At 57.2% G+C, this 24,326-nt stretch carries 24 protein-coding genes and 1 tRNA gene; 15 read left to right on the top strand and 10 right to left on the bottom strand.

The window, feature by feature from the left end; translation table 11 throughout:
- Positions 1–21 precede the first annotated feature (21 nt).
- Together JZY08_RS14685 and JZY08_RS14680 are read left to right on the top strand one after the other, a co-directional pair.
- Positions 22–327 carry a SelT/SelW/SelH family protein gene (locus JZY08_RS14685; RefSeq protein WP_035241964.1) on the top strand — a complete coding sequence of 102 codons (306 nt, stop codon included), beginning with the start codon at positions 22–24 and terminating at the stop codon, positions 325–327.
- Positions 328–447: 120 nt separating this feature from the next.
- A tRNA-Leu gene (locus tag JZY08_RS14680) sits at positions 448–534 on the top strand.
- Positions 535–776: 242 nt separating this feature from the next.
- Here JZY08_RS14680 and JZY08_RS14675 read toward each other — a convergent pair.
- A complete protein-coding gene (locus tag JZY08_RS14675) occupies positions 777–1,160 on the bottom strand; it encodes a pilus assembly protein N-terminal domain-containing protein (RefSeq protein ID WP_253204069.1) in 384 nt (127 codons plus the stop codon).
- Between the two features lie 442 nt (positions 1,161–1,602).
- Here JZY08_RS14675 and JZY08_RS14670 point away from each other — a divergent pair, with 442 nt between their 5' ends.
- The 9 genes from JZY08_RS14670 (at position 1,603) to JZY08_RS14630 (ending at position 10,515) form a co-directional block, all read left to right on the top strand.
- Positions 1,603–1,791 carry a Flp family type IVb pilin gene (locus tag JZY08_RS14670; RefSeq protein WP_035219443.1) on the top strand — a complete coding sequence of 63 codons (189 nt, stop codon included), beginning with the start codon at positions 1,603–1,605 and terminating at the stop codon, positions 1,789–1,791.
- A gap of 123 nt (positions 1,792–1,914) precedes the next feature.
- Positions 1,915–2,427, top strand: a complete 513-nt coding sequence (locus tag JZY08_RS14665; RefSeq protein ID WP_216330532.1) for a prepilin peptidase — start codon at positions 1,915–1,917, stop codon at positions 2,425–2,427.
- Between the two features lie 114 nt (positions 2,428–2,541).
- A complete protein-coding gene (gene cpaB, locus JZY08_RS14660) occupies positions 2,542–3,348 on the top strand; it encodes a Flp pilus assembly protein CpaB (protein ID WP_216330531.1) in 807 nt (268 codons plus the stop codon).
- Positions 3,345–4,928: a type II and III secretion system protein family protein gene (locus tag JZY08_RS14655; protein WP_216330530.1), complete on the top strand. Its 1,584-nt coding sequence runs from the start codon at positions 3,345–3,347 to the stop codon at positions 4,926–4,928. Before cpaB ends, JZY08_RS14655 begins: the two co-directional genes overlap by 4 nt.
- Before the next feature lie 56 nt (positions 4,929–4,984).
- A complete protein-coding gene (locus JZY08_RS14650) occupies positions 4,985–5,674 on the top strand; it encodes a CpaD family pilus assembly protein (protein ID WP_216330529.1) in 690 nt (229 codons plus the stop codon).
- Between the two features lie 34 nt (positions 5,675–5,708).
- Positions 5,709–6,992: a CpaE family protein gene (locus JZY08_RS14645; protein WP_216330528.1), complete on the top strand. Its 1,284-nt coding sequence runs from the start codon at positions 5,709–5,711 to the stop codon at positions 6,990–6,992.
- A 33-nt stretch (positions 6,993–7,025) separates the two neighbouring features.
- Entirely contained in the window at positions 7,026–8,498 is a 1,473-nt protein-coding gene (locus tag JZY08_RS14640) for a CpaF family protein (protein ID WP_082183481.1), read from the top strand.
- A gap of 15 nt (positions 8,499–8,513) precedes the next feature.
- Positions 8,514–9,518 (top strand): type II secretion system F family protein, encoded by a 1,005-nt coding sequence (locus tag JZY08_RS14635; protein ID WP_082183479.1) that lies wholly within the window; start codon positions 8,514–8,516, stop codon positions 9,516–9,518.
- A gap of 10 nt (positions 9,519–9,528) precedes the next feature.
- Positions 9,529–10,515 (top strand): type II secretion system F family protein, encoded by a 987-nt coding sequence (locus JZY08_RS14630; RefSeq protein ID WP_216330527.1) that lies wholly within the window; start codon positions 9,529–9,531, stop codon positions 10,513–10,515.
- 78 nt (positions 10,516–10,593) lie between these two features.
- Here the strand turns inward: JZY08_RS14630 and JZY08_RS14625 are convergent, their stop codons facing one another.
- Entirely contained in the window at positions 10,594–11,304 is a 711-nt protein-coding gene (locus tag JZY08_RS14625) for a tetratricopeptide repeat protein (RefSeq protein ID WP_216330526.1), read from the bottom strand.
- Positions 11,305–11,560: 256 nt separating this feature from the next.
- Here JZY08_RS14625 and JZY08_RS14620 point away from each other — a divergent pair, with 256 nt between their 5' ends.
- Positions 11,561–12,955: a M17 family metallopeptidase gene (locus JZY08_RS14620; protein ID WP_216330525.1), complete on the top strand. Its 1,395-nt coding sequence runs from the start codon at positions 11,561–11,563 to the stop codon at positions 12,953–12,955.
- 62 nt (positions 12,956–13,017) lie between these two features.
- Here JZY08_RS14620 and pncB read toward each other — a convergent pair whose 3' ends face one another.
- From pncB to JZY08_RS14580, 8 genes are all read right to left on the bottom strand, one after another.
- The gene (pncB, locus tag JZY08_RS14615) at positions 13,018–14,322 is read right to left on the bottom strand and encodes a nicotinate phosphoribosyltransferase (RefSeq protein ID WP_065114598.1); all 1,305 of its coding nucleotides are present in this window, start codon (positions 14,320–14,322) and stop codon (positions 13,018–13,020) included.
- A gap of 157 nt (positions 14,323–14,479) precedes the next feature.
- A complete protein-coding gene (locus JZY08_RS14610) occupies positions 14,480–14,839 on the bottom strand; it encodes a hypothetical protein (protein WP_035241962.1) in 360 nt (119 codons plus the stop codon).
- A 95-nt stretch (positions 14,840–14,934) separates the two neighbouring features.
- Complete coding sequence (locus JZY08_RS14605) at positions 14,935–15,786, bottom strand: NlpC/P60 family protein (protein WP_216330524.1); 852 nt, start codon at positions 15,784–15,786, stop codon at positions 14,935–14,937.
- Positions 15,787–15,803: 17 nt separating this feature from the next.
- Entirely contained in the window at positions 15,804–16,148 is a 345-nt protein-coding gene (locus JZY08_RS14600; RefSeq protein ID WP_035219481.1) for a MarR family winged helix-turn-helix transcriptional regulator, read from the bottom strand.
- Positions 16,149–16,657: 509 nt separating this feature from the next.
- Positions 16,658–17,764, bottom strand: a complete 1,107-nt coding sequence (locus JZY08_RS14595; RefSeq protein ID WP_082183474.1) for a DUF475 domain-containing protein — start codon at positions 17,762–17,764, stop codon at positions 16,658–16,660.
- Between the two features lie 292 nt (positions 17,765–18,056).
- The gene (locus JZY08_RS14590) at positions 18,057–18,983 is read right to left on the bottom strand and encodes a DMT family transporter (RefSeq protein ID WP_175414385.1); all 927 of its coding nucleotides are present in this window, start codon (positions 18,981–18,983) and stop codon (positions 18,057–18,059) included.
- Positions 18,984–19,099: 116 nt separating this feature from the next.
- Complete coding sequence (locus JZY08_RS14585) at positions 19,100–19,981, bottom strand: LysR family transcriptional regulator (RefSeq protein ID WP_216330523.1); 882 nt, start codon at positions 19,979–19,981, stop codon at positions 19,100–19,102.
- Positions 19,978–20,295 carry a putative quinol monooxygenase gene (locus JZY08_RS14580; RefSeq protein ID WP_137038737.1) on the bottom strand — a complete coding sequence of 106 codons (318 nt, stop codon included), beginning with the start codon at positions 20,293–20,295 and terminating at the stop codon, positions 19,978–19,980. The genes JZY08_RS14585 and JZY08_RS14580 overlap by 4 nt, the downstream gene beginning before the upstream one ends.
- 165 nt (positions 20,296–20,460) lie before the next feature.
- Here JZY08_RS14580 and JZY08_RS14575 point away from each other — a divergent pair, with 165 nt between their 5' ends.
- From JZY08_RS14575 to JZY08_RS14565, 3 genes are all read left to right on the top strand, one after another.
- A complete protein-coding gene (locus tag JZY08_RS14575; RefSeq protein ID WP_082183471.1) occupies positions 20,461–21,957 on the top strand; it encodes a CoA-acylating methylmalonate-semialdehyde dehydrogenase in 1,497 nt (498 codons plus the stop codon).
- 230 nt (positions 21,958–22,187) lie between these two features.
- On the top strand, positions 22,188–23,258 hold the full coding sequence (locus JZY08_RS14570; RefSeq protein WP_216330522.1) for a YjgN family protein: 1,071 nt from the start codon (positions 22,188–22,190) through the stop codon (positions 23,256–23,258).
- A complete protein-coding gene (locus JZY08_RS14565; RefSeq protein ID WP_216330521.1) occupies positions 23,248–24,318 on the top strand; it encodes a M48 family metallopeptidase in 1,071 nt (356 codons plus the stop codon). The genes JZY08_RS14570 and JZY08_RS14565 overlap by 11 nt, the downstream gene beginning before the upstream one ends.
- The last annotated feature ends 8 nt before the right edge of the window (positions 24,319–24,326 follow it).

The raw sequence follows: 24,326 nt of genomic DNA, 5'->3' as shown, positions 1-24,326 counted from the left end.
CGCACTGAAGGAAACATAATGATGACCGAGACCAAACCCCACATAGCCATCCGCTACTGCACCCAATGTAACTGGCTGCTTCGCGCCGGATGGATGGCGCAGGAGATTTTGCAAACCTTCGCTTCCGACATTGGCGAAGTCAGCCTCGTTCCCTCAACGGGCGGCCTGTTCGAGATTGCCGTTAACGGCGAGATCATATGGGAGCGCAAGCGCGATGGCGGTTTTCCGGGTCCAAAAGAACTCAAACAGAGAATCCGCGATGTCATCGACCCGGAGCGCGACCTCGGTCACGTCGACAAGACGAAGCACGAAGGGCTCGACAATTGATGCGGCAAAATGTTTCAACAGCACTCAACCAAGTTTTTTCCCTTTAAAATCAATGATCGTCATAAAAGTTCAAAAAGTCTGTTGACACCGGGCGGCTGCCCTCGTACATCGCTCTCCGTCGCCCAGATGGCGGAATTGGTAGACGCGCCAGCTTCAGGTGCTGGTACTCGAAAGGGTGTGGAGGTTCGAGTCCTCTTCTGGGCACCATTCCATTTTTGATCTTAGCCAGATCAAATACTTAGACGAAAAAACAGCAACATTCAGTCCTCCTGCAGAATGCAGGGGAAGATGTTGCGGTTTTTCGTTTTGCTGAAGTTCAGCGCCGATTTTCCTCGCAAAAATACCCATGACGCATACGAAGCCGCCTTTGTCACTCTGGACAAAAGGCTCGCTTTTTTCGCATGCGGAATCGCACTCTATTGTTGGTATTGAGTTAGACGTAAACGGCTTTACGGCTGGGTGTCTTTATCGCCACTATTTTGCGAATGCTGCTCGCAATTGGGCGTACAGGAAAGTACGGTCCGCTCCGTCTGGCGGAACACACGAACCGTATTACCCTCGTCAATGGAAACGAGAATGCGTTCATCCACGATGGGATTACCTTCGGCATCGAGAAGAACGAGATTTGTCGTGCCGAAGCTGCGGCCGGTCAGCACGATCGTGGTGGCGTCCGCTACCGTGGCATCCGCGACTTTCGAGTTACCGACGATAACCTTGCTAACGGGACGATCAAGACGAAGGACACGGGCGTGATTCATCGAAACACGCAACGTATCCTCCTGAGCAAAAACGGGTTGAAGCGCTCCTACCAGAATGACGGACACGCCGACCAAAATTTTCGCCAGTTTTCCCGATGACACGCGTTTGGCCCCTGCTCACTACCCGTACTCTGATGCCCCATAGAATGCGGGGTTTTAGTGAATGAAGTGTTAAATGACGGAAATGTGCGATACGGGCGGTAACCATGTGTAATTGAAGTTATTTCCGGCCGCGTCCATCCAGCGTCAAAACTGAACACATATGTCTCATTAAGAGAGCGTCTTTCCCGAAATGAAAAAAATAACTTGCCGCGGCATATATTTGTTTTTCAGGAAAAATAAAAATACAAGAAATACTTTTTATCTTTATTTACCAAAAGAAACTCATCCCGACGTTTACTTTGGATTAATCGTTTTTTTTAAGCGCTTGGAAATTGCTCGGCTGTAGTTTGAACCCAACCGAACAACGGAAAACAGTTGTCGGCGTGCTGAACCAAACAAGAGTTAGGAGATACTCATGACCAAGATTTTTGCTCGTTTCCTCAAGGACGAATCTGGCGCCACGGCAATTGAATATGGCCTGATCGCCGCCCTGCTTTCCGTTGCCATCATTGGCGGCGCCACAACCGTTGGCACCCGCCTGAATGCGCTCTTCACCAGCATCGGAACGAAGATGACGACCGCTGCGACCGAAGCGGCAAAGTAAGAGCTATTTAGCTTAATCTGGTGGCCGCTCCTGAACCGAGCGGCCACCTTAGCCGTTTGTCACCATGGTTGTTCCAACATTTGCCACTACCGTAAATGCTAAATCCCTGACGGAATTAACCACATGATCGTAGCCGCAATTTTCCTGATATTGCCTCTGTGCCTCGCCTTTGCCGCGCTGAACGATCTTTTCAGCATGACCATACCCAATAGAATATCGCTTGTACTTCTATTGTCTTTTATCGTGGTCGCACCGTTGTCGGGCATGGACTGGCAAACTTTCGCAATGAGCCTCGTGGCGGGCGCCGCTGTCCTCTTCGCCTGTTTTGCGCTGTTTGCAGCCAAGGTCATGGGCGGTGGAGACGCAAAGCTACTCACGGCTGCGGCTGTGTGGTTCGGATTCAACGCCGCACTCGCTGAGTTTCTGCTAGCGGTAACTTTTATTGGCGGTGTATTAACACTGGGCATCCTGCTCTTGCGATCGCGATCTCAGGAAATAATGGCAGTGGGTATTCCGATTCCGGATTCTCTTTTGGTGGCAAAAAAAATCCCCTATGGTATCGGCATCGCTATAGCTGGGCTTTTGACCTATGGTGAAGCACCACTTGTAAAAGCAGCCATCGCCAGTCTTTCTTGAGCGAACTCAGGTTAAAGGCCTGTTAACTACAAATCCAAGAACAATATTAACCATAATTATACCAATCGCACGCCATCCTGAGGGGAGAAAATTTGATTCCCTCAAGGATCGGGCATGAAACCGTCGCGTATCGTTATTCTCTCCGTTGCCCTTGTTGCTGCTGGTCTTGCAGGCCTTGTAGCCATGCAGATTTCCGGCACCAAGCAGGTCATTGAAAAAGCGGAAACGATCATCCAGAAGGAGCCGACGGTCAACGTTCTCGTTTCCTCGGTCAATCTTCCCGTCGGTAGCCGCCTGAATGACAGTTCTATGCGCTGGACGCCCTGGCCGCAGGGTAATGTCATCGACAGCTTCATAACCGAAACCAAAAGCCCGAACGCGATCACCGAGCTCACGGGCGCCGTCGTGCGGCTACCCCTGTTCGAGGGCGAACCGGTGCGTCCGGAAAAGGTCGTAGACTCCAGCACCCGCATTATGTCTTCGCTTTTGCCAGCCGGTAAACGCGCCGTGGCCACGGAAATTTCCGTCGCGACCGGCGCGGGCGGCTTCGTGCTGCCGAATGACCGGGTTGATGTCATCATGGTTCGCAAGGGCGATAACGGCAACTTCCTGACCGAGAACGTCTTGAACAATGTCCGCGTTCTGGCAATCGACCAACAGATCAAAGAGGGCGAAGACGGTATTTCCGCCGTCGTGGGTGCGACTGCAACCCTGGAACTGACGCCTGAGCAGGCGAAGATCATCACTGTGGCGCAGCAGATGGCCGATCGCCTCACGCTTGCTCTGCGCTCGATCGCAGATGCACAGGAAAACGATACGCTTTCAGCGGGCTATCTCCTCAACGGCGGTTCCGGCCAGCCGGAAATTCAGGTGATCAAATCCGGCTCGATCGTGAAGGGCAATCAGGGAGCATCACAATGACCGGGGCGTTCATGGCAAGACACTTAAAAAAACACCTGCGTTCATCAATGGTGGGTGGGCTTGCGTTCTGTGTGGCTTTTTCAGGTATTCCGGGAAGGCATTCGCCTGAATTCCTGCGTCTCGGCGAGGCTGTGGCACAAAGCGCCAGCATCGTACGGATCACCGAAAGCGGCACAGGTATTCGTAAACGCCTGAAACTCGGCCTCAACAAGGCGCTGGTCATTGACCTGCCGGAGGATGCTCATGACATTCTTGTTGCCGATCCGAGCCTCGCTGATGCTGTCACTCGCACGTCCAGACGGATTTATCTCTTCGGCAAAACCGTAGGACAGACCAATATTTTCATTTTCGGTGATGGTGGTCGCGAAATTGTCAGCCTCGATCTCGAAGTGGAACGAGATATTGTCGGGCTGGAAGCCAATATTCGTCGCTTTATTCCCGAATCCGACATCAAGGTGGAAATCGTTTCGGATAACATCGTTCTGACCGGTAGTGTGCGCACACCGCAGGATTCAGCGCGCGCCGTACAGCTTGCCGAAGCCTTTCTGAAAGGCGGCGAAGCCACCACACGCAATATATCGCTGACGGGTGGCGACAATGGCGGAGATGCGGCGATTTTTGCTGAAAACCGTCAAGTATCGCAAATCGTCAATATGCTGACGATCGAAGGCGAAGATCAGGTGACATTGAAGGTGACCGTCGCCGAAGTCAGCCGACAGGTGTTGAAGCAGCTCGGCTTTAACGGCTCCATCAGTAGCTCGACAAGCAATAACGGCTTCGAGTTCGCAAATCCATCCAATCTTGGAAATGCAATTAGCACTGCCTCGCGAATAGCCAGTGGTTCGATCGGTTCCGGCTCGCTCAACTTTGCTACCTATCTCAACGCCATGGAGCAGGCGGGTGTCGTGCGCACGCTTGCCGAACCCAGCCTCACCGCCATCTCCGGCGAACAGGCAAAGTTCTACGTGGGAGGAGATTTCCGTCTGCCCGCGGACCAGGAAGTCTCCATCGACAAAGACACAGGCCAGCAGACCATAACTCGTACCACCGATACAGTTGACTATGGCATCACGTTGAACTTCAGGCCGGTTGTGCTGTCGCCCGGGCGGATCAGCCTTAAAATCGAGACCAATGTTTCCGAACCAACCTATGAAGGCAATGTTGTGACCGGAAATGTGGGTCGTAACATCCCGGGCACCACCTACATGTCTATTCGCAAGCGCGAGACCTCCACAACAGTCGAGCTTCCATCAGGTGGCTCAATCGTCATCGCCGGTCTGGTTCAGGACAATATCCGCCAGGCCATGTCGGGACTTCCGGGCATATCGAAAATCCCGATTTTCGGCACGCTTTTCCGCAGCAAGGATTTTCTCCGTAACGAGACGGAACTGGTCATCATCGCGACGCCCTATCTGGTGCGACCTGTCGCGCGCAACCAGATCGCGCGGCCGGACGACAACTTCAACCCGGAAAATGACGCCGCCATGTATTTCATGAACCGTGTCAACAAGGTCTATGGCCGGAAAGATCAGGTTCAGGCGGCCCCCTATCAGGGTTCGGTGGGGTTCATCTACAAATGACGGCACGCGCGCTAAATCCCCTTTTCAGAACAAGCCCGATGGGGGCAGGAAACATCATGCAGGAAACTTCTTCCTCTTTTTCCCTTAACCTGTCCGGTAAACGCGCCGGTCTCGTCGCCATCATCGCGCTCGCTGCGGGGCTGTTGCAAGGCTGCGCACGCGATCCCTTGACGACCAATGCCATCCCCGACGATTACCGTACACGCCATCCGATCACCCTGTCGGAAGCAGAACATTCTCTGGATATTCCGGTTTCGGCGGGCGACAGCCGGCTGACCACGGCAATGGCGGACAATGTCCGCGGTTTCGCGCAGAATTATGCGTCGATGTCGACGGGCGTTATCAATATCCAGACACCGTCGGGATCAGCCAATTCGGCGGTAGCATCAAGGATGGCGAAACAAATCCGCTCAACGCTTTCAGGCGCCGGCGTGTCCTCGGGCAAGATCGTGGAGACACGTTACGCCGCATCTCCGAACGGCGACGCCGCCCCCATTCGTTTGAGCTATGTGGCAGTCACTGCCATGACCGGGCAATGCGGCCAGTGGCCCGAGGACCTCTCGGATAACACTTTCGCCAACAAGAACTGGTACAATTTCGGGTGCGCCTCCCAGAGCAATCTTGCGGCACAGGTCGCCAATCCCATGGACCTGGTTGGTCCGCGTGGCATGAGCCCCATCGATGCGGAGCGTCGTGCGGTGGTCATCGACAACTATCGGCAAGGCAAGAATACGGCGTCGAACTGATGCGATTCCAACAATGGTCACGGCAGGAAAGACGATGAGCGCGGTAGAGTACGATATAAAATCAAGCGACGGAGCAGAGCCGCAGCAGTCGGTCCGTGCCGCAGATATGGATCGCCTGCGGCCGCTGCCCCGCATATCCGTTCATGCTTTCTGCGTCAGCGAAAACATGCAGGGTGTCATGGACGCATTGTCCGGTGACAGGCGCATGAGCAAGGTTACCCTGCGGGTAACCAAGGGGGATATTAACGCGGCGGCGACGATGTTTTCGTCTTCTCCCACCCCAAATCTCATCGTTCTCGAAACAGCAAGCTCACCGGCTTCGCTGCTGGACGATCTTGCACCTCTGGCGGAGGTTTGCGACCCCTCCACCCGTGTCATCATCGTCGGCCGGCACAATGACATCACGCTTTATCGCGATCTCATCCGCAACGGCATTTCCGAATATCTTGTCGCCCCGGTCAATATGGCCGATCTGCTGGCCTCGATCGCAACGATCTTTGTCGATCCGGAGGCGGAGCCGCTCGGCCGCAACATCGCCTTCATCGGCGCCAAAGGTGGGGTCGGATCGTCGACGATTGCGCATAATTGCGCTTTTGGCATTTCGACCCTGTTTTCCACCGAAACCATTCTGGCGGATATGGATCTTGCCTATGGTACGGCCAATATCGACTTCGATCAGGACCCCGCCCAGGGCATGGCGGAAGCGGTGTTTTCGCCGGAACGACTGGACGAGGTGTTTCTCGACCGTCTCCTGACGAAATGTTCCGACCATCTGTCGCTGCTGGCGGCACCGTCTCTCCTTGACAGGACCTATGATCTCGATCGTCAGGCTTTTCTGCCGATCCTGGAGGTTTTGCAGCGCAGTGCCCCCGTCGCGGTTCTCGACCTTCCCCATCAATGGTGCGATTGGACACGGGCGGTTCTTGCGGAAGCTGACGAGGTGGTGATTACGGCCGTTCCGGATCTCGCAAATCTGCGCAATACGAAAAACCTGTTCGACGCGCTGATAAAATTGAGGCCCAACGACAAGTTGCCGCATCTCGTTCTCAATCAGGTCGGCATGCCGAAACGTCCGGAAATCGCTCCGGCGGATTTCCTCGACCCGCTGGAAATAGAGCCGATCGCGATCATTCCATTCGATACCCAGCTGTTCGGAAATGCTGCCAACAGCGGACGCATGATCAGCGAGATGGATGAAAAATCCCAGATCGCGGAAACTTTCTCGCAAATTGCCCATACCATCACCGGCCGCGCCGTCCTGCGCAAAAGCAAGCGTGGCGGTCTGGACAAGCTCAAGAATATTCTCAAGCGCAAATAGGTCTTCTCTTCGCGCCTATAGACGGAAAAGCCGATGTTCGGAAAACGCGGGCCCGAAGGCCCAGCCAGAGTCACAAAGCCGGATTTTGTCGCACCTGCCACCACGCCGGCGCCGACCATATCCGAGCCCCGGCCGTCGGCAATAGATACTCTTGAGCCCGGCCAATCGCCAGCAACGCGACAGGCACAAGCAGCTGCGCAGTCGCCGCAGAAAAAACGTGCCCGCACTGAAGATTATTACAACACCAAGAGCCAGGTGTTTTCCGCGCTCATCGATACAATCGACCTTTCGCAACTCGCCAAGCTCGATGCGGAGAGCGCGCGCGAGGAAATCCGTGATATTGTCAACGACATCATCACGATCAAAAGTTTTGCGATGTCGATCGCCGAGCAGGAAGAACTGCTCGAAGACATCTGCAACGACGTCCTTGGCTACGGGCCGCTGGAACCGCTTCTCGCGCGCGACGACATTGCCGATATCATGGTCAACGGCTCCGGCCAGACCTTCATCGAAGTCGGCGGCAAAACCATCGAGTCCGATATCCGCTTTCGCGACAATAGCCAGTTGCTTTCCATCTGCCAGCGCATCGTCAGCCAGGTTGGACGACGTGTCGACGAATCGAGCCCGATCTGCGACGCCCGCCTGCCGGATGGGTCGCGCGTCAACGTTATCGCACCGCCTCTCGCCATCGACGGTCCAGCGCTTACGATCCGAAAATTCAAGAAGGACAAGCTCACGCTTGACCAGCTCGTGCGTTTTGGCGCGATCACGCCCGAGGGCGCGACGTTGCTCAAGATCATCGGTCGCGTCCGCTGCAATATTGTCATCTCGGGCGGCACTGGCTCCGGCAAAACCACGCTTCTCAATTGCCTGACCAGCTTCATCGACAAGGATGAACGCGTCATCACCTGCGAGGACACAGCCGAACTGCAGCTTCAGCAGCCGCATGTGGTGAGGCTCGAGACACGCCCGCCGAATATCGAAGGCGAAGGCGAGATCACCATGCGTGATCTGGTCAAGAACTGCCTTCGTATGCGCCCCGAACGCATCATCGTCGGCGAAGTGCGCGGATCGGAGGTGTTCGACCTTCTGCAGGCTATGAATACCGGTCACGACGGTTCAATGGGAACGATCCACGCCAATACGCCGCGCGAATGCCTCAGCCGTATCGAATCGATGATCGCCATGGGCGGCTTCACTCTCCCGGCGAAAACCGTGCGGGAAATCATCTCGGGATCGATCGACATTGTTGTTCAAGCCGCGCGCCTGCGCGATGGCTCACGCCGGATAACGCAGATCACTGAAGTGATCGGCATGGAAGGCGATGTCATCGTGACCCAGGACCTGATGCGATACGAAATCGAAGGTGAGGACGCGCAAGGCAGGCTGATTGGCAAACACGTCTCCACGGGTATCAGCAAACCCCATTTCTGGGATCGCGCGCGCTACTACGGTGAGGAAAAACGTCTGGCGGCCGCGCTCGATGAAATGGAAAAGACATCCTAAGGGAAGGCGACTGCCATGGACCCCACGATCGTGTTGCTGGCCGTACTTGTCGCCATTTCGGCAGGGGCGCTGGCTTACGCCTTTCTTTTTCAGCAGATAGAGGTCGAGAAAAAGACCACCAGCCGCGTCAAACGGGTTAAGGCCGCCGAAACCGATCACGCTAACATCAAGGCTGCTCGGGACCGCGTTCAGGAGCTCGGCAAGCGCCGCAAATCCATGCAGGACAGCCTGCGGGATATGGAAAAGAAACAAAATGAAAAGGCAAAAAAGGCAAAGAATGTCAGTTTGCGCGACAAGCTCGTTCAGGCCGGCCTACAGATTTCAGTTCGAAAATTCCACCTGCTGAGCGTAGGCGCGGCGGTCTTTGCCTGTTTAATGGCCATTCTTTACGGCCTGTCACCGCTCATCGGCCTGCTCATAGGGGCCGTCGTGGCGTTAGGGCTGCCACGATGGGGATTGGCGTTTCTTCTCAAGCGCCGGCAGAAAAAATTCCTCGAGGAATTCCCAAATGCACTGGACGTCATGTGCCGTTCGATCAAGTCCGGCCTGCCGTTGAACGACGCCGTGCGATTGATCGCGTCAGATGGGCAGGAGCCGGTGAAAACAGAGTTCCAGCGCGTTGTCGATGCGCAGCAGGTCGGCATCAGCATTCCGCAGGCGATCGAACGCATGATGCTGACCATGCCCCTTTTCGAGGTGAGCTTCTTCGGCACCGTCATCAACATTCAGGCGCAGGCAGGCGGTAATCTTTCGGAAGCGCTGTCCAATCTTTCAAAAGTTTTGCGCGATCGCAAGAAGATGCGCGCCAAGGTGAATGCTCTTTCGATGGAGGCGAAAGCGTCGGCGGTCATCATCGGCGCGCTGCCTTTCATCGTCATGCTGCTGGTGCACTTCACATCGCCCGACTATCTGTCGGTACTCTTCACCGACTTGCGCGGACACATCATTCTCGGAGCATCCGGTATCTGGATGCTGATCGGGATTTTCATCATGCGCCAAATGATCAATTTCGATATTTGAGGGCGCGGGCATGACGGGAAAACTTCTTTCGAGCCTGACGGATCCGCAAACAATCATCGCTGTTTTGGTCATGCTTGCGGTTTTCGCCACCCTCTACACGCTCATCATGCCGTTCTTCGAGCGGAAAGACTTCGCCAAGCGTATGAAGGCCGTGTCGTCGGAGCGCGATTTTATTCGCAGTCGGGAGCGCGAACGCATTGCGACCGTCTCGAAAGATGGGAAAACGTCCCTGCGCGGCAGCAATAATAAATCCGCGCGCCGCATCGTCGAAAAATTCAATCTCCAGGAAGCACTCGCGGACGCGAACACCATGACCAAGCTGCGCGCAGCGGGTTTTCGTTCACAGAATGCACTTAACACCTTTCTTGCCGCACGGTTCTTGCTACCATTCGTGTTTCTTGCCGTAGCCTTTACCTGGGTCTTCGTTCTTGGAAACCTGGCAGATAAAGCTTTTATTGTCAGGCTGATGGCTGTTCTGATCTTCGGTTATATCGGTTTTTACGCGCCCAATATCTACGTTTCGAACGCCATGAACAAGCGGCAGGCCTCGATCAAGCGCGCTTGGCCGGATGCGTTGGATCTGATGCTGATCTGTATCGAATCCGGTGTGTCGATGGAGGCCGCGATGCGTCGTGTCGCGGAAGAGATGGGCGAGCAGTCACCCGAACTGGCGGAGGAAATGGTGCTGACGACAGCGGAGCTTTCCTTCCTTCAGGACAGGCGAGTTGCGCTTGAGAATTTCGGCACGCGCACACAGCTGGACGGTGTCAAAAGCGTGGTGCAGGCGCTCATTCAAGCGGAACGATACGGCACGCCGCTGGCTCAGGCGCTGCGCGTTCTGGCGCAGGAAGGCCGGGAGGAGCGCATGAACGAAGCTGAGAAGAAAGCAGCGGCTCTGCCGCCGAAACTGACCGTGCCGATGATTATATTTTTTCTGCCGGTGCTCATTGCCGTCATTCTCGGCCCGGCCATTATCAGGGTGCTCGACACCTTCTGACAAAGTAAAACGCCGCTCAACAGATTGAGCGGCGATCTTTTGCTGGCCCCGAGACCGATGAAGGCGTCTCAACGCGGATCAACCGGCTGGCTTATTGTCTTTTTTCGCCAGCTGCTGCCAGGAATTCTGCTGCGAAAGCATTGCACGCAGATAGGTCAGATTTGCCTGCGCCTGCTGCTGCGAGAGTTCCTGAACCGCGATGCGCTCGGCTTCCGCGAAACGTCCCTGAAGACCGACCACAAGTGCAAGGTTCTGGCGGACGCGGCTGTCGGCACCCGGCTGGGCGATGGCCGATTGCAGATATGTCTCGGCGGTGCGGGGATCGCTCGACAGGACATAGGACATGCCGAGGTTTGAAAGCACGCTTGGATCGTTGGGCTTGAGATCGAGCGCCTGCCTGTATCTGGCGCGGGCCTCGTTCGACCGGCCAAGCTGATCAAGCACCGCGCCTTCAGCGGAATAAAGCCGCCAGTCTGGGCGGTCAGGCGTCTGGGCTCTCTGGATGGTCGAAAGGGCCTGTTCGAGCTGGCCAGAGGCCGCCTGCGCCTTTCCATAGGCGGCAAGGACCTCGCGGTCGGACGGATTGGCGATGGTGATCTGCTGCATCACGGCAAGCGCCTGGGTGTTCTTGCCGGTCATCATCAGCACATTGGCATAATTCATGCCGGTGGACTTGTCCTTGGGGCTGCGCTCATAGGCTTTACCCGCCGTCGCCTCCGCCTGCCGCAGCTGATCCATGTTCATCTGGTCATAGGAGCGTGTGGCGGCAGGAATGGAACCGGTCGACATGCGGTCCGGCTTGTTTGTGCTCGCGCATCCGGAGATGGTTAAAACGAGCGCTGCGAGACATGCTCCCCGCAGCAACCCTGCCCGACCGGTCTCGCCCAAAGAAAATGCAGTCATGGCAGCGCCCCCGCCCAAGAATTATCGATCTTGCGCCCGACATACGACAGACTCACATGACGCAACTTTCGCTTAAGCAATAATCTGTTAACCCTAACAGAGCGTTAATCGCACCGATTCTCGACAGTTACGAAAGCAGACCATGGCGCCCTATCAGTTCATCGAACGCCCGACCCCTTTCAGCTCAAAAGCCGGTAGCACCCTGCCGGTTTTTGCCGTTACGCCCGCCCATATCGAACAGGGCGCCATCGATCCTGTCGCGCTGGACTGGGCGAAAAAAGCGGGTTTCAAGGCGGAAGCAGGCGCCATACTGCTCGTCCCCTCCTTTGATGGTTCGCTGGGCGGCGTCCTTCTCGGCCTTGGCGGCAATCCGTCCGAAGTCCCCTTCATCACCGGAAAGCTCGCCCGTGAGTTGCCGGAAGGCGAATGGCATGTCGAGACCGCGCCTTTGACGGCCAATCGCCTGGCGCTCGGTTTCGGACTCGGCAGCTACCGCTTTGACAAATACAAGACCACCAAGACCAGCGGAGCCAAACTTCTCATTCCGCAGGATGCCGAGGATGGCGAAATCAAGCGCATTCTGGCCGGCGTTTTCCTTGCGCGAGATCTCATCAATGTTCCGGCCAACGACATGGGGCCGGACGAGCTTGAGATCGCCTTCCGTGCGCTTGCTGCCCATTACAAGGCAAAGGTGAATGTCACCACCGGCGACGATCTGCTGAAGGAGAACTTCCCGTTGATTCACGCCGTCGGCCGCGCCAGCGAAAGCGCGCCGCGTCTTCTGGAGATGAACTGGGGCAAGAAGGGCAATCCCCGCCTGACCCTTGTCGGCAAGGGCGTCTGCTTCGATACCGGCGGTCTCGATATCAAACCTGCCGCTTCCATGGCCCTGATGAAGAAGGACATGGGTGGTGCTGCCAATGTTCTCGGTCTCGCACTGATGATCATGGACGCCAAGCTGCCGGTCGATCTCCGCGTCCTCGTGCCTGCCGTCGAAAACTCGATCTCTTCCAACGCCTTCCGCCCCGGCGATATCTACAAAAGCCGCAAGGGGCTGACGGTCCAGATCGACAATACGGATGCCGAAGGCCGCCTCGTTCTGGCGGATGCGCTGGCCTATGCCGACGAGGACGCGCCGGACCTTATGATCGACATGGCAACGCTGACGGGTGCGGCCCGCGTCGCTCTCGGCCCGGATCTGCCGCCCTTTTACACCGATGACAGCGATCTGGCCCATGATATCGCGGAAGCCAGCATCGATACTGACGATCCGCTGTGGCGGATGCCGCTTTACATGGGATACGACAAGGATATCCGCTCACGCGCAGCCGATATCACCAACGCACCGTCTGGCGGTATGGGCGGATCGATCACCGCCGCCCTGTTCCTCAAGCGTTTCGTCACCAATACGAAGCGCTGGGCACATTTCGATATTTACGGCTGGTCACTCAGCGAGCGACATCACTCGTCGATCGGTGGAGAGGCGCAGGGCATCAGAGCACTCTTCCATTACATCGCACACCAGTTTGCGAAGTGAGCTGACGCCACCGATGATGTGACGCCCAAGGGCGCTTCGTTTACCGGAGCGCCTGGCCTCAATCAGACAAGAACCTTCTGTTCCTTGTGGTCTTCCTCGCCGAAGAACTTCAGGTAGCGCTCCACTTCGGCCGGTTCGCCCGTCGCTTTCTGCGGATTGTCGGAGAGCTTCACCGCCGGACGGCCATTGGCATCGCTGACCTTGCAGACGATGGAGATCGGCTTGAGGCTGGCGATGGTCTTCGGTGCGCAGCCGGCAAAATCATTGGTCAGATTGGTGCCCCAACCAAAGCTCATGCGGACCCGGCCTTCGAAATGCCTGTAGGTGTCGATGATGGCATCGACATCAAGACCGTCGGAAAAGATCAGCATCTTCTTGCGGGGGTCGCGGCCCATCTTCTGCCACCACTCGATGATCTTTTCCCCGCCCTCGATCGGCGGTGCGCTGTCGGGGCGGAAGCCCGTCCAGTCCGCCACCCATTCCGGGGCATTGCGCAGAAAAGCAGCGGTGCCGAAAGCATCGGGCAGCACGATCAGCAGGTTGCCGCCGTAAAGCCGGTTCCAGTCCTTCAGGACCTGATAGGGCGCGGCAGCCAGTTCCTCGTTCGTCTGGGCAAGCGCCGCAACCACCATTGGCAGTTCATGCGCATTGGTGCCGACGGCTTCAAGGTCGGAATCCATCGCAAGAAGGACATTGCTCGTGCCGGTAAAGGCAGGCCCGATCCCTTCCTTCAGCGCCTCGACGCACCAGCGCTGCCACAGGAAGCTGTGACGGCGGCGGGTGCCGAAATCGGAAATGCGCAGGCCCGGCAGTTCCCGCAGCCGCTCTACCTTTTCCCACATCTTGGCCTTTGCACGCGCATAGAGAACATCAAGCGTGAAATAGCCGAGCGAGCGCATGGCGCTGCGTGAACGCAGCTCGTTGATGATCGCAAGCGCGGGTATCTCCCACAGCGTGGTGTCCATCCAGCGGCCGTGGAAATTCAGCTCATACTGACCGTCCCGCTTGAAAAGCTCATATTCCGGCAATTGATAGCTGGAAAGCCAGGAGAGGAATTCCGGCTCGAAGATTTGCGAACGGCCATAGAAGGTGTTACCCGCAAGCCAGATATTCTCCTTCTTGGAGAGACGCAGGGTACGCGCGTGATCGAGCTGCTCGCGCAGTTCCATCTCGTCGATCTCTTCGGCCAGCCGCACCGTCTTGGTGCGGTTGATCAGGGAGAATGTCGCATCGACTTCCGGATAGAGTTTCCAGATCATCTGCAACATCAGCAGCTTGTAGAAATCCGTATCGATCAGGCTGCGGACGATCGGATCGAGTTTCCAGGTGTGATTGTGGACACGGGTTGCTATATCGGTCTTCGTCATGCTTGCATTCCCCAGCATCGGCCCAGAACATCGGCAGGGCCGACGTCACCCCGCACCTCGGCAGTATTATCAACCTGTCATGTCAAAGATTTATCTGAAAAAGCGACAACAAGTCCAGAGTGCGGGCGGCGCAAACGCCGCTTTAAGTCATATTACTTCAGAAGGTCGGGTCGACAGGATTGATGCCAGGATACCAATCCTTGGAGACGGGATTTCTGCCGCCAAAGCTGGAAATGCCGTTTTCATCGGTGCAGCGGTAACCCTGAACGGGAAGCCCACGACTTCCGAAAACATCCCGGTGAGGACCCCGTGAATAGCCCGTCGTACCAAGTTCGCTGTGGCAGGTATAACGGACCTTGGGTTGCAGCGTCCGCGGATCCTTGACGCCGGGCAAGTTCGCATAGGCGTCGGGCGCCGGGGCAAATCCGTTCTGATAAACGGTCTGCGCCCCAGCGGAAGCGCTCACCAAAATCGCCGTGAGGATCGCTGCCAATCGTGTCGCCGTTTTTGTCTTCATCGATGCCGGTCCCGTACCATCATTCATCCGATGTAGGCTGTCGGCAGCCTTCGCACAAAGGGCGAGGCAGGCACAATTTCGTGAAAGCCGCCGTCTCAGCTTTCCAGACGCCGGAAAGCCGTCGGCTGCTCATAAAGCCAGCCAATGCGCTCGATGGCCGCATCGAGATTTTCGCGCGCGACATTCATGGTGTGGCCATTGGCATGCAGCAGCGTATCTTCGTTTTCCATGAGGCCGACATGGCCCTTCCAGAAAACCAGATCGCCGCGGCGCAACTCGTCACGCTCGATTTCCACGCCGAGCGATTTCACCTGCATGTCGGTATCGCGCAGGACCCGCCGACCCGTCATGGCCATGGACAATTGCACAAGGCCGGAACAATCGATGCCGAATCCGGAGCGTCCGCCCCAGAGATAAGGTGTTTCGATAAAGCGCAGGGCCACCGCGACATAGTCTTCTTCAAGAGCGGCATCGGCTGGCTGGCAATGGGCGGCGATGATGCCCTCGCCGTTTTCGGTCAGCAGGTAGCGGGTGCCACGTGTCTCGGCCTCACCGACGATCCGGATCAGACTGCCCATGGAAAGGGCGGTGACTGGCGGTTTGCGCAATTCTGCAGCCGGATAGAGGAAGGTGCGCGGCGCAACCACCCGGTGGGTGACGGCAACGACATCGCCTATTGCCGTCTCCGGCACATAACCGGCATAACCATCCGCATCCGCCTGCACCCAAGCCCAGCCGTTCGCGCGGTCGAAAACGCGCACGGTTTCGCCAGACAGAAGCTCCGTGTCGATGCCGGCGGCCAGGTCCGGCGTCGGTCGCAGGCCAATCACCGGGACCGCGATTTGGGCGGGCGAACCGCTGACGAAACGCTCGGCCTGAACCACACCTTGCAGTTTCTCATCGGCCAGATCGGAGCGGAAGACATTCAGGCGGCGGTCGAGCATCATGGTTTCACATCCAGAGGTTAGATCTTGCGCGCCTGATCAATAATCAGATCGCCGAATTTTTCCAGATAGAGCGCACCTGCCACCGTGCGTTTTATCACAACATTGCGCTTGTCCCGCTCGTCCCGCACCCTGTCAACCAGCCCGAGCGCCCCGAGACTGTCGAGGGCGCGGGTGATGACCGGCTTGGTCACGCCCAGCATCGCAGCGAGCCCGCGGACGGTGTGGGGTGGCGGCACAAGATAAATCTGCAGCAGGATTGCGGTCTGACGCAAGGTCAAATCCGGCGCATCGGCTGTTACCTGCGCCGTGGATACGCGATGCCAAAGCCCCAAGGCCTCCGTCGGCGAAAGTTCTGCAGGCAAACCGGTCAACCTTCCAGTCGTTATCCAACCGTTTTCATTCAACCGAAAGCAAAACTCAAGAACCTTGGCGCACAAACAAAACCGCCGTGCCTTCGCAAACCTCTGAGGTCGCGCGGCACGGCGGTGTTTATTTTCCCGTTTTCCGGGCTTTCAATGTCCCCTCTGGACTTGCAACATGAGATGCAGGAAGCGTGCCAGTTTTGCTGCGACGCACAAAGGGCAGCAAAGTGGGCGATCGTAAAAGATTGCAATCTCCCCTGCGTCATTCTCGGGCTTGACCTGAGGATCCACGATTTCAACGGGTTATGGGTCCTCGGGTCAAGCCCGAGATGACGTGGAGTTTTGGAAAGATCTTTCCGGATCGCCCGGAATCAGCGATCTGACCTTGCACGCCCCAGACTGAGTAAAATTTGCGCGCTGATAACAAAGCAACAAAAATAGGCACCCAGAAATTCAGTGCCTAAAAACCGCCTTCCGCCATGACAGCGGAAGGCAAGGATCATTGCGGATCAGATTTCCGCGCCGCGTGCCGCTTCAACCGCATCGGCGCTCTCGCGCCGGTTATGCCGGATCGAAGACCAGAGTGAGATGCCGATCAGGGTCGCACCACCAAGGCCGGTGATGACCTCCGGTATGTGGAACATGGTCTGGACATACATGATGACCGACAGGATAAGGATCGCGTAGAAGGCGCCGTGTTCCAGATAGCGGTATTCGGCAAGCGTTCCCTTTTCGACCAGCATGATCGTCATCGAACGCACATACATGGCGCCGATACCGAGGCCGATGGCGATGATGAACAGGTTCTGGGTGAGCGCGAAGGCGCCGATAACGCCATCGAAGGAGAAGCTCGCGTCTAGCACTTCGAGGTAAAGAAACGCACCGAAGCCGCCTTTTGCAGCGCCTTCCAGCACTTCCTGGCTACGATCGAGAATACCGCCGACGACTTCCACCAGCAGGAAGGTCAGAAGACCCCAGATCGCCGAATGGAAGAAGGTGTTGGCCGCAACCGGGCCAAGCTCCGGATTGTCGCTTGCGCCGATGATGCGGGAAAAGACCAGCATGACAACCAGCACGAAGGCGATCTCGATGCCCTTCACGGAGGAATAGACCGCAGCCTTTTCCTCGATCCAGCGCACCCAGTGCACATCCTTTTCATGGTCGAAGAAGAAGTTGAGGCCAACCATCATCAGGAAGGTGCCGCCGAAAGCAGCGATCGGCAAATGGGCGTCACGCATGATCTCGGAATAACGTTCCGGCTCCGTGGCGGCCATGACAAGCGCGGTCCAGGGGCCGACATTGGCGGCGACGACCACGATCAGCAGCGGGAAGACGATACGCATGCCGAAAACGGCAATCAGGATACCCCAGGTCAGGAAGCGATGCTGCCAGACCGGCGTCATCTCCTTGAGCTTGTTGGCGTTGACGATGGCGTTGTCGAAGGAAAGCGAGATTTCCAGCACGGCAAGCACCGCACAGATGAAGAAGATCGTCGCTGTGCCGCTGACCGTTCCGGTCATTTCCCAGCCGAGATAACCGCCAAGGATCAGACCGACGACGGTGACGATAAAAGCCCACTTGAAGTAGGACAGCGTGGTTTTCTGGGCGGCGCTCATGTCCGGTTACCTCCGGTAACGAGAGCGATTGCGGAACGACGCAGGACGTCGGGCCGCACGCAGAAAGCACGCGCGCGAAGCACATTCAGGTTTTTCATAGTTTTTAATCCGCCGGCCAATTTTTGCAGGCGGTACCGACATCGCGAGAGCGCCGTAAAACTCTCGCCAGAGGGGCCCGGCACCTTTGTTTCCTCTGCCCTTGCGAGACATATGATCGCAGGACCCCTTCTTACTCCCTGAAGATCACGCCTTCGTCAAGTCCCGTGATTGTAACCGGGGCGGACAAGGAAGATCAAACCTGCTCCGCAGCCAGTCCTTCGGCGGTTTCGCGGCGGCGTTTGAGCGTATTTTCGCGGAAGAAGATATAAAGGCCGGACAAAACAATCAGGCCTGCTCCAACGACAATACTCGTCTGCGGCATATCACCGAAGAACAGCCAACCGAAAATCACCGCCCAGAGCAGCAATGTATATTGCAACGGCGCGACGGTTGCGGCATCGGCAAGTTTAAGTGCCCGGTTGACGAGCACGTGCGCCGCCATGGCGACCACGCCGAGCAGGCCGAGGAACGCGAGATCGAAACCGGACTGAACCGGCAACCAGCCGGACGGCGTGACGAACACCGCAACAATGCCCGCAAGGGCGGCGCCGATGATCTGCCAGAAGGCAAGCACGGTATCCGGCGTATTGCGGAGCTGGCGTCCGGACAACATCATGAAGGCAAATGCGGCGCTGCCGAGAATGGAGAACAGAGCTGCGGAGGTGAGGCTCGCCGAGCTTGGTTTCAGCGCGATGAGAACGCCGACAAAACCGATGGCGATGGCCGTCCAGCGACGCCAGCCCACCTTTTCTCCGAGCAGAAAGGGCGAGAGCGCCGCCACATAAATCGGGGCTGCAAGCCAGTAGGTCATGACATCGGCCAGCGGCAGGCTCGCAACGGCGAAATAGAAACAGAAAAGCTCGGCGGTCGAGAAAAATACGCGCGCCACTTGCAGAAATGGCCGCTCGATTTTTACCAGGCCGGGAAGACCGGCTCTCCAGACGATCGGAACGAGAATGACAAGGGCCGCAGCACTTCGGATCAGGATAACCTGGCCCTGGCTATAGGTGGAGACGAGCCATTTCCCCATGGCGTCGTTCAACGCGAAAAGCAGCATTCCAAGCAGCATGACCGCGACGCCGAGGCCGGTCGGCGACAGCTTTCTTATCATATTCGACATGTCAGGTTCCGATTTCTCCCAATGGCTGCATTGGTCGTTCAGCCAACCATGCCTTGTCAAGCCCGGAGCGCGAGGACTAGCATAATAATATTACTAATAGATCGGAAACGTCGGTTTCAGGTGAAGATTCGCCGTTCTTCGGCTACGAGTTCCTGAAGAAAATCGACCACGGTGCGGACACGAACCAATTGGCGGGCGGACTCGTGATAGGCCGTCCAGTAGGACCGGCTGATACCGAGATGTGGCATGATCCGCAGAAGTTCGGGATATTGCCCGGCGATGTAATTATGCAGGATACCGATACCGGCGCCGGAGCGCACCGCCTCCGTCTGGCCGGTGGCGCTGGAGATTTCAAAGGCGGCATCCCAATCGCGCATGATCTCGCCGGTGTAGTTCAGGGAGGGCGAAAAGATCAGGTCCTCCACGTAACCGATGCGGCGATGGCGCTTCAGTGCGTCGACATCCGTCGGCGTTCCGTATTCAGCGAGATAGGCCTCCGATGCGTACAGCCCGAGCGAATAGTCGGTGAGTTTTGAAAACATCAACCTGCCCTGCTCCGGCCTTTCGATGGTGATGGCGATATCAGCCTCGCGCTGCGACAGTGAAAATGAGCGCGGCACCGGAACGAGCTGGATCTTCAGATCGGGATAGCGCGCGGTCAACCGGCCAAGCCGAGGTGCGAGAAAGGACACACCGAGACCATCCGGTGCGCCGATACGCACCGTTCCCGCCACTGCCGTATCGACCCGGCCGAGGTTAGCCTGGGCGTTCAGCATTTCGGTTTCCATGCGCTCGGCGGCGCCCAAGAACCGCTGCCCCTCCTCCGTCAATTCGCAGCCGTTCGTCCTGCGGATAAATAATTGGGTCTTCAGCGCCTGTTCCAGCAGCGTCAATCGTCGCGATAGCGTTGCGTGGTTTAATCCAAGCCGTTTCGATGCGGCGAGGATCTGCCCGGAGCGAGCAACGGCAAGGAATATGCGGACATCATCCCAATTCATGGCTTGCTGCGCATCATGACGGGTTCAACCTCGATCAAAGTAAGCGATGTCACCATTCCCGCCGCACCCTCTTTGTATTTCAGGAAATGCGGCGTCTGCAGATGCGCCTCGTATGCCGCCCGGTTTGCATAAACTTCGAGAATGCGAATTTTTTCCGGGCTGCCTTTGATCGCCACCGCATTTAATGCAAGCACGCCAGTTTCAAGACTGACCGAAGCCTCGATTTCTTCTGCAAGCAATCTACGATAGGCTTCCAGATGGGCCGGATCGATTTCGATTTCAGCCATCCTTACGACAGGTTCATCGCTCGCCATCTTTTGACTCTCTTTTTTGCCGACGAACTCGCCGGTGCAGGAAATCAGCCTCAAAACACATCTCGCGCTTTAATTTACGCACAACGGTTTCTTATCTGAGTTCATTGATTTGTACAAATTCAAGTGCAATGCTGCGCCCATCAAAAAATTGCGGAGGAAAGCCCCATGAAGGAAATCGGTCATTTCATTAACGGCAAGCATGTGCCCGGCACCAGCGGCCGCACATCGAATGTCTACAACCCGGCGACCGGCGAAGTGCAGGCGACCGTTGCGCTTGCCAGCGAAGCCGAGCTGCGCGCCGCCGTGGAAAGCGCCAAAGCGGCACAGCCGAAATGGGCCGCCACCAATCCGCAGCGCCGCGCCCGCGTTTTCTTCAAGTTCGTCGAACTTCTGAACCGCGACATGAACGAGCTGGCGGTGCTGCTCTCCAGCGAGCACGGCAAGACCGTCGAGGATTCCAAAGGCGATATAGTGCGCGGCCTCGAAGTCTGCGAATTCGTCTGCGGCATTCCGCATCTGCAGAAGGGTGAGTTCACCGAAGGCGCCGGCCCGGCCATCGACATGTATTCGATCCGCCAGCCGGTCGGTATTGGCGCAGGCATTACGCCGTTCAACTTCCCCGGCATGATCCCGATGTGGATGTTTGCGCCGGCAATTGCCTGCGGCAACGCCTTCATCCTCAAGCCTTCCGAGCGCGACCCGTCGCTGCCGATCCGTCTTGCCGAACTGATGATTGAAGCCGGTCTTCCGGCCGGTATCCTCAACGTCGTCAACGGCGACAAGGGCGCTGTCGACGCCATCCTGACCGATCCGGATATCGGCGCGGTGTCCTTCGTCGGCTCGACGCCGATCGCCCGCTACGTCTACGGCACCGCCGCCATGAACGGCAAGCGCGCGCAGTGCTTCGGCGGCGCGAAGAACCACATGATCATCATGCCGGATGCCGATCTCGATCAGGCCGTGAACGCCTTGATGGGCGCGGGTTACGGTTCGGCCGGCGAGCGCTGCATGGCCGTTTCCGTTGCGGTTCCGGTTGGCGAAGAGACGGCGAACCGTCTCGTTGAAAAGCTTATCCCGCAGATCGAAAGCCTGAGAATCGGTCCCTATACCGACGACAAGGCCGATATGGGCCCGCTCGTCACCAAGGAAGCGCAGACGCGCGTCAGGGGCCTGATCGACAGCGGCGTCGAACAGGGCGCAAAGCTGCTAGTCGACGGCCGCGACTTCAAGCTGCAGGGCTATGAAGACGGTTATTTCGTCGGCGGCTGCCTGTTCGACCACGTGACGCCTGATATGGACATCTACAAGACGGAAATCTTCGGACCGGTTCTCTCCGTCGTTCGCGCCAAGAATTACGAAGACGCGCTCGAACTGCCGATGAAGCATGAATATGGCAACGGCGTTGCGATCTACACCCGTGACGGCGACGCCGCCCGCGATTTTGCAAGCCGCATCAATATCGGCATGATCGGCATCAACGTTCCGATCCCGGTTCCGCTCGCCTACCATTCCTTCGGCGGCTGGAAGGCCTCGAGCTTCGGCGACCTCAACCAGCACGGCACGGATTCGATCAAGTTCTGGACGAAGACCAAGACGATCACCTCGCGCTGGCCATCCGGCATCAAATCGGGTGCTGAATTCGTCATGCCGACGATGAAATAAGCCGGAACAACCCGCGATCTTGCAGAAGGCCCCGCCGATTTTACGGCGGGGCCCTTTTGGTTAAAAGATAACCAGAAAAATCAAGTTTTCTTCTGTCAAAATAATTCCACTTAAAGCTGTTATCGCGTAAGAGTCCCGATGCGGCGTGGGGACGCTGCCAAACCGATGAATAACGGGGAAGCTTGCAAACTCAATCTGCCCGGAGAGGGGCATGCCATGAGGGATTATTTATGAGTGACATCTCTGTCCGTGCGGATCAGCGCGCGATCGAACGCGGTTCTTTCACCGGAAACGCGAAGGAATATTTCGGCATCTGGATCGTCAATATTCTTCTGACGATCATCACCATCGGCATCTATTCCGCCTGGGCAAAGGTGCGCCGCAAGCGTTACTTCAACGGAAATACCGTGCTCGCCGGCCGCGCCTTCGGTTATCACGCCACCGGCGGACAAATCTTCAAGGGCCGCCTGATCGCCTTTGCCTTCATCGTCATCTCGCAGCTTGTCGGCCTCATCCACCCGTTCCTGGTCTTCGTGCCGGCGATCCTTCTTATGATCTTCTTTCCCTGGCTCATTACACGCAGCATCCGATTCAATGCGCGTGTGACGAGCTATCGTAACGTGCGTTTTGATTTTGTCGGCACAGCCGGTGGCGCTTTCGTCTCCATTCTGCTCGGCGGCCTCGTTGCGCTCTTTTCCTTCGGTATTCTGGCGCCTCTGGCCAGCCGCTGGGCGAACCGATACATTTTCAGCAATCTGCGTTATGGTGATCGGCCGTTTACTGCCGATCCCAAGATTGGCGCGCTGTACCGGGTCTGGATCATTCCCGCCATCATGGTCGTGATCGGCAGCATCGTGGTCGGCTTCTTCGGCATTGCCGGCTTTGCCGCCAACAGCGCGATGCTCGAAGATGAGACGGCTGCCATGGTGACCGCGCTTGCCTCCCTCTATATCGGCCTTTTCGGCGCGTTTCTGGTCTATGGCCTTGCAGGCGTGGTCTATCGCACCGGCGTGCGCAACGTCGTCATCTCGTCCATGCTGCTTGACGGAAAGCACGAATTGCGCAGCGACCTTCATCGCGGCCGATATCTGTGGATCGTCATCTCCAACCTGATCGTCACCGTTTTCACCTTTGGCCTGATGCGGCCGTGGGCGGCGGTGCGCGAGGCGCGTTACACCGTCGAGCGTACGGCAATCCGTTTCAACGGCGATGTGGGCGAGGTTCTCTCCTCGATGGAGGCGACGGGCGCTGCCGTCAGCGCCGAATATATGGATATGGAAGGTTTCGAATTTGGTTTCTGATACCGGAGAAACCGTTTCGGGCGAGTGGCATGCCGCTCGCTCCAACCTTTCGAGCGCCGCCAGGTTAAAACTTGGCGGCACGGTCCTTCTCGTGCTCGATGCGAAGGACAACCACGTCAGAACCCAGGCCGAGATAAAAACCGTCGAGATCAGCCATCGGGTCGGGGCCATTCCCCGCGAGCTGCATTTTCCTGACGGATCCCTGTTCGAAACACGCGACAATGACGGGGTGGACCGGCTGCTCGGCCAGCACATCACGAAACGTGCCGGCTTTGTGCATTGGCTGGAACAGTTTCGCCCGCGGCTGGTCGGCATCACGGCAGCAGCCGTTCTTCTGGCCTACGGCACCTACAAACTGGCGCTTCCGGCCCTGGTGGAAGTGGCGGTTGCCGTGACCCCGCCGATCGTGCCTCAGGTCATGTCGGCCAGCACGCTTCAGGCCTTTGACAAAACGGTGTTTTCTGCGAGCACCCTGCCACAGGCGGAACAGGACGCGATCCGTTCGGACTTCGCCAGAATAGTCACCCATGCGAAGGGCTCGCCCGAAGATTACAAGCTGAATTTTCGCAATGGCGGTTATATCGGCCCCAACGCTTTCGCGCTTCCGGACGGGACGCTCGTGCTGACCGACGAGTTGGTGGAGCTGGCCGGCGACGACAGGCAGATGATCATTGGCGTTCTTGCGCATGAAATCGGCCATGTCGAACATGAACACAGCCTGCGGCAACTCTACCGCGCTGCCGGGGTCGCCGGTCTCGTCATGCTGATTGCCGGCGATGTCGGTTCGGCAATGGAAGACATTCTCACCCAGGGCGGCGGTCTTCTGGCTTTGTCGCATTCGCGCGATGCCGAACGTCAGGCCGACCAGCGCTCCGTGGAACTGATGCGCAAGGCCGGGCTGGATCCCACCGCAATCGAACGTTTCTTTGCACTGCTTGAGGACAAACTGGGCGACAAGGGCGGCACCAGCATCGTGTCCACCCATCCCGGAACGCCGGAAAGGCGCAAGGCGATCATCGACTATAACGCGTCTCTGGATGACAAGCCGGCGGGCAATTGATCCGCCGG

It is taken from the genome of Rhizobium sp. X9, assembly GCF_018873185.1.
GTDB classification, from domain to species: Bacteria; Pseudomonadota; Alphaproteobacteria; order Rhizobiales; family Rhizobiaceae; genus Agrobacterium; species Agrobacterium oryzihabitans.
The sequence above is the reverse complement of the archived record's forward strand: the minus strand, read 5'-3'. Positions and strand labels throughout refer to the sequence as shown.

What these genes read in the sequence shown, in the direction of transcription:
- JZY08_RS14635 (WP_082183479.1), top strand. Translation starts at nt 8,514, where the DNA reads ATGGACCCCACGATCGTGTTGCTGGCCGTACTTGTCGCCATTTCGGCA.
- JZY08_RS14670 (WP_035219443.1), top strand. Translation starts at nt 1,603, where the DNA reads ATGACCAAGATTTTTGCTCGTTTCCTCAAGGACGAATCTGGCGCCACG.
- JZY08_RS14605 (WP_216330524.1), bottom strand. Translation starts at nt 15,786, where the DNA reads ATGATGCTCGACCGCCGCCTGAATGTCTTCCGCTCCGATCTGGCCGAT.
- JZY08_RS14585 (WP_216330523.1), bottom strand. Translation starts at nt 19,981, where the DNA reads ATGAATTGGGATGATGTCCGCATATTCCTTGCCGTTGCTCGCTCCGGG.
- JZY08_RS14650 (WP_216330529.1), top strand. Translation starts at nt 4,985, where the DNA reads ATGCAGGAAACTTCTTCCTCTTTTTCCCTTAACCTGTCCGGTAAACGC.
- JZY08_RS14610 (WP_035241962.1), bottom strand. Translation starts at nt 14,839, where the DNA reads ATGAAGACAAAAACGGCGACACGATTGGCAGCGATCCTCACGGCGATT.
- JZY08_RS14655 (WP_216330530.1), top strand. Translation starts at nt 3,345, where the DNA reads ATGACCGGGGCGTTCATGGCAAGACACTTAAAAAAACACCTGCGTTCA.
- cpaB (WP_216330531.1), top strand. Translation starts at nt 2,542, where the DNA reads ATGAAACCGTCGCGTATCGTTATTCTCTCCGTTGCCCTTGTTGCTGCT.
- JZY08_RS14625 (WP_216330526.1), bottom strand. Translation starts at nt 11,304, where the DNA reads ATGTCGACCGGTTCCATTCCTGCCGCCACACGCTCCTATGACCAGATG.
- JZY08_RS14640 (WP_082183481.1), top strand. Translation starts at nt 7,026, where the DNA reads ATGTTCGGAAAACGCGGGCCCGAAGGCCCAGCCAGAGTCACAAAGCCG.
- JZY08_RS14620 (WP_216330525.1), top strand. Translation starts at nt 11,561, where the DNA reads ATGGCGCCCTATCAGTTCATCGAACGCCCGACCCCTTTCAGCTCAAAA.
- JZY08_RS14590 (WP_175414385.1), bottom strand. Translation starts at nt 18,983, where the DNA reads ATGTCGAATATGATAAGAAAGCTGTCGCCGACCGGCCTCGGCGTCGCG.
- JZY08_RS14570 (WP_216330522.1), top strand. Translation starts at nt 22,188, where the DNA reads ATGAGTGACATCTCTGTCCGTGCGGATCAGCGCGCGATCGAACGCGGT.
- JZY08_RS14685 (WP_035241964.1), top strand. Translation starts at nt 22, where the DNA reads ATGACCGAGACCAAACCCCACATAGCCATCCGCTACTGCACCCAATGT.
- JZY08_RS14645 (WP_216330528.1), top strand. Translation starts at nt 5,709, where the DNA reads ATGAGCGCGGTAGAGTACGATATAAAATCAAGCGACGGAGCAGAGCCG.
- JZY08_RS14630 (WP_216330527.1), top strand. Translation starts at nt 9,529, where the DNA reads ATGACGGGAAAACTTCTTTCGAGCCTGACGGATCCGCAAACAATCATC.
- JZY08_RS14595 (WP_082183474.1), bottom strand. Translation starts at nt 17,764, where the DNA reads ATGAGCGCCGCCCAGAAAACCACGCTGTCCTACTTCAAGTGGGCTTTT.
- pncB (WP_065114598.1), bottom strand. Translation starts at nt 14,322, where the DNA reads ATGACGAAGACCGATATAGCAACCCGTGTCCACAATCACACCTGGAAA.
- JZY08_RS14665 (WP_216330532.1), top strand. Translation starts at nt 1,915, where the DNA reads ATGATCGTAGCCGCAATTTTCCTGATATTGCCTCTGTGCCTCGCCTTT.
- JZY08_RS14575 (WP_082183471.1), top strand. Translation starts at nt 20,461, where the DNA reads ATGAAGGAAATCGGTCATTTCATTAACGGCAAGCATGTGCCCGGCACC.
- JZY08_RS14580 (WP_137038737.1), bottom strand. Translation starts at nt 20,295, where the DNA reads ATGGCGAGCGATGAACCTGTCGTAAGGATGGCTGAAATCGAAATCGAT.